The 8,440-nt window shown below is 30.7% G+C and carries 5 protein-coding genes and 1 pseudogene; 2 read left to right on the top strand and 4 right to left on the bottom strand.

All coding sequences use genetic code 11. The features are described from left to right. From HMPREF3264_RS12450 to HMPREF3264_RS08390, 4 genes and pseudogenes are all read right to left on the bottom strand, one after another. Positions 1 to 2,197: pseudogene (locus HMPREF3264_RS12450) on the bottom strand (mannosyl-glycoprotein endo-beta-N-acetylglucosamidase); the annotation flags it as partial. Between the two features lie 233 nt (positions 2,198 to 2,430). Beyond that, on the bottom strand, positions 2,431 to 2,859 hold the full coding sequence (locus HMPREF3264_RS08400) for a GNAT family N-acetyltransferase (protein ID WP_070872957.1): 429 nt from the start codon (positions 2,857 to 2,859) through the stop codon (positions 2,431 to 2,433). Between the two features lie 348 nt (positions 2,860 to 3,207). Beyond that, positions 3,208 to 3,678 carry a DUF2538 family protein gene (locus tag HMPREF3264_RS08395; RefSeq protein WP_070831927.1) on the bottom strand — a complete coding sequence of 157 codons (471 nt, stop codon included), beginning with the start codon at positions 3,676 to 3,678 and terminating at the stop codon, positions 3,208 to 3,210. A 58-nt stretch (positions 3,679 to 3,736) separates the two neighbouring features. Beyond that, a complete protein-coding gene (locus tag HMPREF3264_RS08390; protein WP_070872955.1) occupies positions 3,737 to 4,987 on the bottom strand; it encodes an LCP family protein in 1,251 nt (416 codons plus the stop codon). A gap of 447 nt (positions 4,988 to 5,434) precedes the next feature. Here HMPREF3264_RS08390 and HMPREF3264_RS08385 point away from each other — a divergent pair, with 447 nt between their 5' ends. Next, complete coding sequence (locus HMPREF3264_RS08385; protein ID WP_070872953.1) at positions 5,435 to 7,087, top strand: phospho-sugar mutase; 1,653 nt, start codon at positions 5,435 to 5,437, stop codon at positions 7,085 to 7,087. A 31-nt stretch (positions 7,088 to 7,118) separates the two neighbouring features. After that, complete coding sequence (locus HMPREF3264_RS08380) at positions 7,119 to 8,321, top strand: serine hydrolase domain-containing protein (RefSeq protein WP_070872951.1); 1,203 nt, start codon at positions 7,119 to 7,121, stop codon at positions 8,319 to 8,321. The last annotated feature ends 119 nt before the right edge of the window (positions 8,322 to 8,440 follow it).

Here is an 8,440-nt window from a genome sequence, read left to right as displayed (position 1 = left end):
AAACAGTTAATTTATTGTTGTTTGAACTATTATCTGTAGATGGTTTACTTGGTTTCGTATTAGACGATGAAGGTGTTGTTAAGTAATATTTACTAATCCAACCAGATTTGCCGTTCACTGTACCGTATAAATAAATGGCTTTATCAATTTGTTGTTGTTTTGTAGCTTTAAATGTTTGATTTCCAGAACCTGAAACTTTTGAAGCTACTTGACTAGGCGTACCCCAAGGTACTGTGTATAAAGTTGAACCAGCTTTTACATTATATGTTTGGTTAACTTTAACAGGTGATTTAGCTGTATTATAAACAACATCGCCTTGTTTTACCCAGCCATACTTCTTACCAGTGTTGTAATCTTCGACTAAATAGAATTTATTATTGCCAAGTGTTGCAGATTTAGTAACAGATAATGTTTTTTGAGCTTGATCTGTTGAATGTCCTTTTTCGTCATAAACAGTTGTGTAAAGGCCGCTATTGCTAGGTTTAATTTGAGCAACACCACTATTAGCAGAAACAGTTAATTTATTGTTGTTTGAACTATCTGATGGTTTAGATGGCTTAGATGGACTTGTAGAAGATGTACCCCAAGGTGCCACTTGACCAGTTTTGATTAAATATTTTTCATAAATTAAGTCATAAAGCTCTGCATAAGAGTAGTTATGGCTTCTAAAGTATTGATGAGGGTCTGTATGGTCAGTTCCGCCTAGATATCTACTAATTGCATAGTGCGTCCATACTGTACCTTGACCATCGTTTTCAGCGCTATCAGGTTTTAAACCATAATATTGAAGTTGTGTTTTTGCATAATCAGCTTAGTTGTTCATAGAACGTGCAAAGGAATCATAATCGTGAGTGTGTACAATCTCAACATTAATGAAACGTTCGTTACCTTGTGGCCCAGCACCCCAAGATAGATAATCAGTAGGAGCTGTTTCTACAATTCTGTTACCGTCTACAAAGGCATGAACAAAGGCTGATTGGTAATTATTCTTCATGTAATTAATTTCGCCATCAATTGTTGAATTATCATTTGCAGTATCATGTACAACGATACCTTCTGGGCGACCTACACCATTTCTATATCCATATTTGGGGAAATAAGAAGTATAGTTTTCTTCAATTTGTGGTGCTTTATAGTTTTTCTTACGAATATAATCATTGATTGAAGATTTCACTTGAGGTGTGTATTTAGGTAAAGAAGAAGTCGTTTTCTTATTTACTGCATACATCATTCTAGGTTTGGCAACTGAACTGAATGTTGAAACTTTGTTATTACTTTCAGTTGTCGTGTTATTAGCTTGAGTGTTAGAAACTTTTGTATTTTGAGTTGCTGATTTGCTAGTATTTGTACTGTTAGTACTATTTTTAATAGTAGGATTTGATTCTGACTTAGTATTTACATTGTTTTGTGCTGAAAGTGATGCAACTTGAGGTTGGTCAGCTTTAGTATTTTTACTTGTAGCGTTTGTAGTATCAACGTCATCTTCATCATCGTCAAAATTATAACCTGAACTATTTGTATGACTTACCTTAGTATTAGATTTCTCAGTTGAATCTGTTGTTGTCTGTTGAGATGTTTTATTGTTAGATGCTTGATTAGATGTAGCTTCTTGTTTTTCTTGATCATTAAGGTTATTAGTTTGATTAGAAGAGGCTTGAATATTGTTATTACTGTTTTCATCTTTATTAACATTTTCAACAGTTGGTTCTTGTTGTTCAGTTTTTGAAATTTCTTTATTCGTGTTGTCTACTTTTGAAGTTTTATTGTCTTCTGAAGTGACAGCATCTTTAGAAATGTCATTGTTGTTGATGTCTTTAGTTGAATTTTGGTATGTATTGACTGATGGTGTATTTGTTTCCTTTGAATTATTCGATTGTTCTTGTTGAGAAGCTTTACTAGAAGAATCGTTTAACTCATCTAATGATGCATCATAATTGTTAGAAGTAGTATCTTGTTTAGATTGAACTTTTGTTGGATCTTGATAAGTTTGAGTGCCTGAAACATTTTGTGCAGATTGTGTCACTTCATTTTTAGCTTGTTCGGCTTGCTTAAGTGTGGCTTGGTCATCAAGTACATTTGAATTTTTAGTTTGATCTTGTGTTTCTTCTGCAGCATGTGCATGGTGGGCAGTAAAGGCAGTTCCAAATAACGTTAATGCAACCATCGACGGTAATTTGTAATTGAATTTCTTCGTCATATTTATTTACTCCTCTTAATATGTTATTTTGAGTCAATTATAATATTAGTTGTAATTTCTGTATTACTTTTAACAGATTTGTAATATAACTTTAACCTGTAGCTTATAAAGATTTTTTGTAAAATTTTTGTCCAAACCACTGATTTCAGCGTTCCTCAGTAAAAAGGGGACTCGAAATTTATACGTAGTATTACATTTTTGTTTTTAAATTAAGTTGCTTTCTCGATGAAAGGTCATTCCATAGTTTTCTTCATAATAATGTGCTCTATATTCTCTTCTATAAAGGTTTCCCCGTGAGTGCTATATCCAAGACGAGTATAAAAGCCTTGTGCTTGTGTTTGAGCATGCATCATCAATTCTTTAAAATTCAAATCTTTGGCAATTTCTTCAATGGTTTCCATTAATTGAATGCCATAACCTAAACCTCTGTTTTCTTTTGTAATCGCGACACGTTCAATTTTCCCTGAATAGTTATCAATTGGTCTTATTCTTGCAGTAGCAAAAGGTTCTCCATTCACTTTGTAACCAATAATATGGTAAGAAATCGATTCTTTATCATCAATTTCATTGGCTAGGGGAACATTTTGTTCTTCAACGAATACTTTTTTTCTAACTGTATAACAATCGTTCAACATATTATCATCAAGCACTTTTTTAAACATTTCAAACACCTCCATTATCTCTAGTTCTTCCCGAAATTAAGTAAATAAATCAAAAACAAGATGAAAATTTATTGAATTTTTCACACATAAAAATGTACACACTTTAAATCGAAGTCGTCATCGTTTTTGATAAAAGCATAAAAAAAGAGGCTGGGACATAATTAATTGTCTCAGCTTTCCTTAACATATTGGCAGTAGATGTCTGAATTGAAAGTGCGCTTATATCAAGCTTCTTTCAATCCTAGCCACCCTTGCCGGGGTGGGACAACGAAAATAATTTTGCTAAATTATATTTCTGTCCCACTCCCTAAGTACTATTTTATTTATTAATGAAAGGATCAAGCTATTTTATAAAGCTTCCTTTCGAACAATGGCACAATATTGCCAAAATATACGTAATTGTGCAATATTCCAGTTATTCATCCCCATTGTAAATCCTGATGGTTTAAAGAGATTCACATCTGTAACTTCAAGAGCAGCAGCTATTAAATATTGTAATGGTATGCTAATACTTTTCATTGTTTCTGTAATACCATTTTCATCATAAACCCATGTGAATGGTAATTCAGATTCGAATACATCCACTTTATCGAAAATTTCGGGTAGGGCAACAATATAACATGCGCCGTCTACTACTGGATTATCGATACTATTCTTATAATAAATTAAAAGGGCCTCATAATTTTCTCTATGTTCATGATTAACATAGAAGAATTCATTTCGAAATAGCGCCATATCTTTACTATGGATAATTTGTTGTTCTAACATATTAAACATGCCGTTAATATGGGCGACTTTTTCGTATGTTTTACGACTCATTGCTTTAGCTCCTCTCTTAAATGTACCAATACTGAAATATGAATACTCATTCAATCTTTTATTGTACGTTCATATTATTACCATCATTCATAGTATTGTTTTGATAATTATTTTGTTGATATTGGTCTTGATTATTATTCTCGTAAGTATTTTGGTTATCTGTAGTTTGATTATTTTGAACGTTATTCTGTTCATTATCATTGTTATTGGTATTCTCATCGTTGTTATTGTTACTATCATTATCGTCACTTGTAGTATCTTTTTGATTCTTACGTAATAAACTGTCATCTAGTTCTGTTAGAGGTACGAGTGAACCATAATGCTTGATAACTCTGTGATCTAAAAATTCATCTTTATCTGTTATTTTAGATAAGCCTAAATCAGAGCGCAAGATATTTGAATATTTCATAATGCTTTTTACGCTTGGATTGTAATAATAAATGCCGTCTAAGTAGTCATCTTTACCTTCAAGTTGTGAAGTTTTTATATCTGTGTCTCCAGATAAATACATTTTTGCTAAAGCTTTAATTTCTTTTTTAGTAAGGTTATGTTTAGAATTTTTACCAACAATCGTTATTACATTATCTAATTTATCAATAGAATCTAAACTTTGTGCTTTTTGGAAAAGAATTTTAATTAAGTCCATTTGTCTTTGTCCGCGTTTTAAGTCTGAATCTTGATGTCTTGTTCTGGCTACTGCTAAAGCTTGATCACCATTAAGTTTTTGATAGCCTTTTTTAATTTGAATTCTTCCAGTGTCATCACTATTTGGTTCGTTTAAGTTGTAAGGCACATCGTAATAAATGCCACCTAATTCATCAACTGCTTCAACGAAAGCTTTCATATTAACGCGAACATAATAGTCAACTGGTACATTCATTGTTGCTTCAACTGAATCCATTGAAGCAATTGGGCCACCATAGGCATGCGCATGTGTAATTTTATCGTAATAACCAACTTTAGGTATATAACTAATTGTATCTCGTGGGATACTAAGCATTCTAATTTGATGTTTTTTCTGATTGAATGTGGATAATATCATTGCATCTGATCTGGAATGTTCTATACTTTGTCCATTCTTTTCTCTACCTTCATTATCATCAATTCCTAAGAATAAAATTGAAATAGGTTGTTTTTCAGGATTAACTTTTGAATCTCTTAAATTTGAATGACGTTGCGCGTCATTTTTATCTTGAGACTTTTCAAAAGCGGATTCTGAACTTTTATATAATTGAGTAGCAAATAGGATTGGACCAACGACAAGAACTAATGTTAATAATATTAAAAAATACTTTAAAAATTTGTTCATCGGGAGTGCTCCTAATTTATTTTAAAATTTATCATTATCTAATTCTATGTTGTTATGTAAGCATTATTAATAGAAGTACGATTACATTTCGTACTTATGCACTATAGCCTTAAATTGTATTACTTTATTAGCAAAATTACAACTCTTAGATTCATATTAATTTTACATTCTTCAAACAAAATTTACATTTAAATCTACAATGTGATTGAATTTATTTCGATTAGAAATCTTTATGGTACTAAAGTACTATAGAATTATTTTTAAATAAGCGTATTATCTAATTAAAGTGATTTATCTAAAGTGTTAAGTTATAATAATGCTTAGCTAAACAAATACATAACTTGCTAAATTAGATTTTAGTGACAGTTACAGATAACCAAATTTTTCATCATAGATTTAACATGCTACTTTCCTTTACAATGATTGTTTTTAGAAAGGAGATTACTCATGAAACAAGAATGGATAAAACGATTGGATGAAAGTTTGATTCGACCGTTTTATGAGCAACAAAATGATATAGAGATAGAAGAAGGATTAACAACTCAATTGTCTTTTGGGACTGCAGGCATTAGAGGTATATTCGGTATAGGTCCTGGAAGAATGAATGCTTTCACGGTAAGAAAAGTAGCTTTAGGTATAGCTCAATTTTTTAAATCGAGAAATAAAGAAGCGAGTATTGTTGTTTTTTATGATTCTAGATTACTTTCTGATTCATTTTCAAAAGAGATTTCAACTACACTTGCACAAAATAATGTAAAAGTTATCACATCCGATATTTATAAATCCACGCCGGAACTTTCGTATGCAGTAAGATATTATGGTGCAGATGGCGGTATTATGATTACTGCGAGTCATAACCCTAAAAATTATAATGGCATTAAGGTTTATAACGAATATGGAGGACAACTTCTTCCGAAAGATTCTGAAATATTAAGTAATTATATTGAAGAAGTTGAAAATCCACTGGATGTTGTAGGTGGGGAGTTCGAAGCACTAGTTAACGCTAACAAAATTGTTTATGCCAAAGATGATGTTAGAAATAGTTATAAAAATAAAGTCATCCAAGCGACAGGAAAAATTGAAAAGACAAATGCCAAAACAGTATTAACAAGTCTTCATGGAACAAGCTTACCTATCGTTTCTGAAATATTGGATGAGTTGAATTATTATAATTACATTATCGAAAAGGAACAATCAAAGCCAGACGGGACATTTCCAACTGTTGATAGTCCTAATCCTGAAGATGAGTCTGCTTTTAATGCTAGTAAGATGCTCGCAGAAGAAAATGACGCACAATTGATTATAGCTACAGATCCAGATGCGGATAGACTAGGTGTAGTTGAACGTTTAGACAATGGAGAATGTAGATTTATTAGTGGTAATGAACTAGGACTTATTTTGATGAAATTACGATATCAAGATTTAATTGACGCTTCATATGAAAACTTATATATCGTTAAGTCGATTGTGACAAGTGAATTGAGTGATAAACTTGCTGAAGCACTCAATGTTAAAGTTTATAACGTGCTTACAGGATTTAAATATATATCGGAAATTTTAAATTCAAAAGATAACAGTGCTGAGAAGTTGTTACTCGCTTTTGAAGAAAGTAATGGGTATATGGTTAAACCATTTGTTAGAGACAAAGATGCGATTCAAATTGTACCGTTGATCATTAAGTACAAGAATTTACTTTATGAGAACAATATTACTTTAACAGATACGCTGAATGACATATATCGTGCAATTGGTCATTATAGAAATGTTAATTTAAGTCCAGTTTTTGAAGGAAGAGAAGGACAGCTCAAAATAAAAGAGATTATTGATTCCTTTAGAAAAGAATCTATACACCAAATATGTGGGTTAGATGTTAAAGCGATAGAAGATTATCAGTTAGGTACCATTGAATATATGGATAGTGGCGAAAAAGAGCCAACATATTTACCTAATTCGAACTTAATACGTCTAATATTTGATGAAGGATTTATAGCGATTAGGCCATCTGGAACTGAACCTAAAATAAAAATATATTTTTCACTTAATGTAGAAGATATTGAAAGTGTAATTAAAGATTTTCAAAAAACTTATATTGAATATTAAAGACTTGAATGTGTGAGGCCAACAAAAGAAGATGAAACTTAATAAATTTAAAATAATATTTTTTATTGTCGTATTAGTTGTATTAATCGTATTAGTGGGATTAATAGGATTTAGATGGAGTAAGCATCAACATATCGAAAATCAAGTTTTAAAAAACGAAAATGATAATACCCACTATATTGAAAAAAGAGATAAAACAGTTAAAGCTCCTAAGAAGTTAAAAACAGTTCTTGATAAAAAAGAACCAATGTATGAACAAATTAATAAATATTTAAAATCAACAAATTTTAACGGGACAGTCGCAGTTTTTGATAATGGTAAAATAAAAATGAATAAAGGCTATGGCTATCAAGATATAGAAAAAGGGAAGAAAAACACTGCTAATACAATGTATTTAATAGGTTCTTCTCAAAAATTTACTACTGGATTAATGTTAAAGCAATTAGAATTAGAACATAAGGTTAATTTACATGATCCTGTAACCAAGTATTTACCATGGTTTAAAACAGATAAAGAAATTACAATTAAAGATTTAATGTTACATAAAAGCGGATTATATAAATATGAAGCTTCTACTAATATTAAAAATTTAGATCAAGCAGTATTATCAATTCAAAAACGTGGCATAGATGATTCTATTTATCATAAACATAGTTACAACGATGCAAACTATTTAGTATTAGCTAAAGTCATCGAAAAAGTAACTGGAAAACCATACGTTAAAAACTATTATCAACTCCTAGGAAATAAATACCATTTAAAACATACATCATTTTATGATGAAAAACCGTTACAAAGTGAGATGGCAAAGGGATATAAATTCAAAAATAATAGCTTCTCATTCTTACGTCCAAATGTATTAGATCAATATTATGGAGCAGGGAACTTATACATGGCTCCATATGATATGGGTAAATTGATTTATGCGTTACAACAAGATCAATTATTTAATTCTAAAGTAACAAAACCAATGCTTCATGAGTTAGGAACAGAAGAGTATCCAGAAGAATATCGTTATGGTTTCTATGTGACACCATATTTAAATAGAATAAATGGCGTATTCTTCGGACAAATATTTACAGTTTATTTTAACGATCGATACATTGTCATTTTAGGTACTAACGTTAAAAATACCAATGGTTTCGTTCCAAACGAAGATAAAATGAAACACATTTTCTATAATATTCTTAATCAAAAGAAACCATATAATACACCAGGCGTAAAAGTTCAATAAAAAAGACAAATAAATCACTTACAAAGTTAAAATAATTAAGTAGACTGATTTAATTATTTATAAAATATTTTGAAGATATTTTAGTGCATAAACGAAGTATTGACGGCGACACGCCTGCA

This window comes from Staphylococcus sp. HMSC62A08 (genome assembly GCF_001839105.1).
Classification (GTDB): Bacteria; Bacillota; Bacilli; order Staphylococcales; family Staphylococcaceae; genus Staphylococcus; species Staphylococcus caprae.
Note: the sequence above shows the minus strand (reverse complement) of the source record. Positions and strands in the feature narration are given on the sequence as shown.

Excerpts from the sequence above, each read along its gene's own strand:
- HMPREF3264_RS08400 (WP_070872957.1), bottom strand. The coding sequence starts at position 2,859 with ATGTTTAAAAAAGTGCTTGATGATAATATGTTGAACGATTGTTATACA.
- HMPREF3264_RS08395 (WP_070831927.1), bottom strand. The coding sequence starts at position 3,678 with ATGAGTCGTAAAACATACGAAAAAGTCGCCCATATTAACGGCATGTTT.
- HMPREF3264_RS08390 (WP_070872955.1), bottom strand. The coding sequence starts at position 4,987 with ATGAACAAATTTTTAAAGTATTTTTTAATATTATTAACATTAGTTCTT.
- HMPREF3264_RS08385 (WP_070872953.1), top strand. The coding sequence starts at position 5,435 with ATGAAACAAGAATGGATAAAACGATTGGATGAAAGTTTGATTCGACCG.
- HMPREF3264_RS08380 (WP_070872951.1), top strand. The coding sequence starts at position 7,119 with ATGAAACTTAATAAATTTAAAATAATATTTTTTATTGTCGTATTAGTT.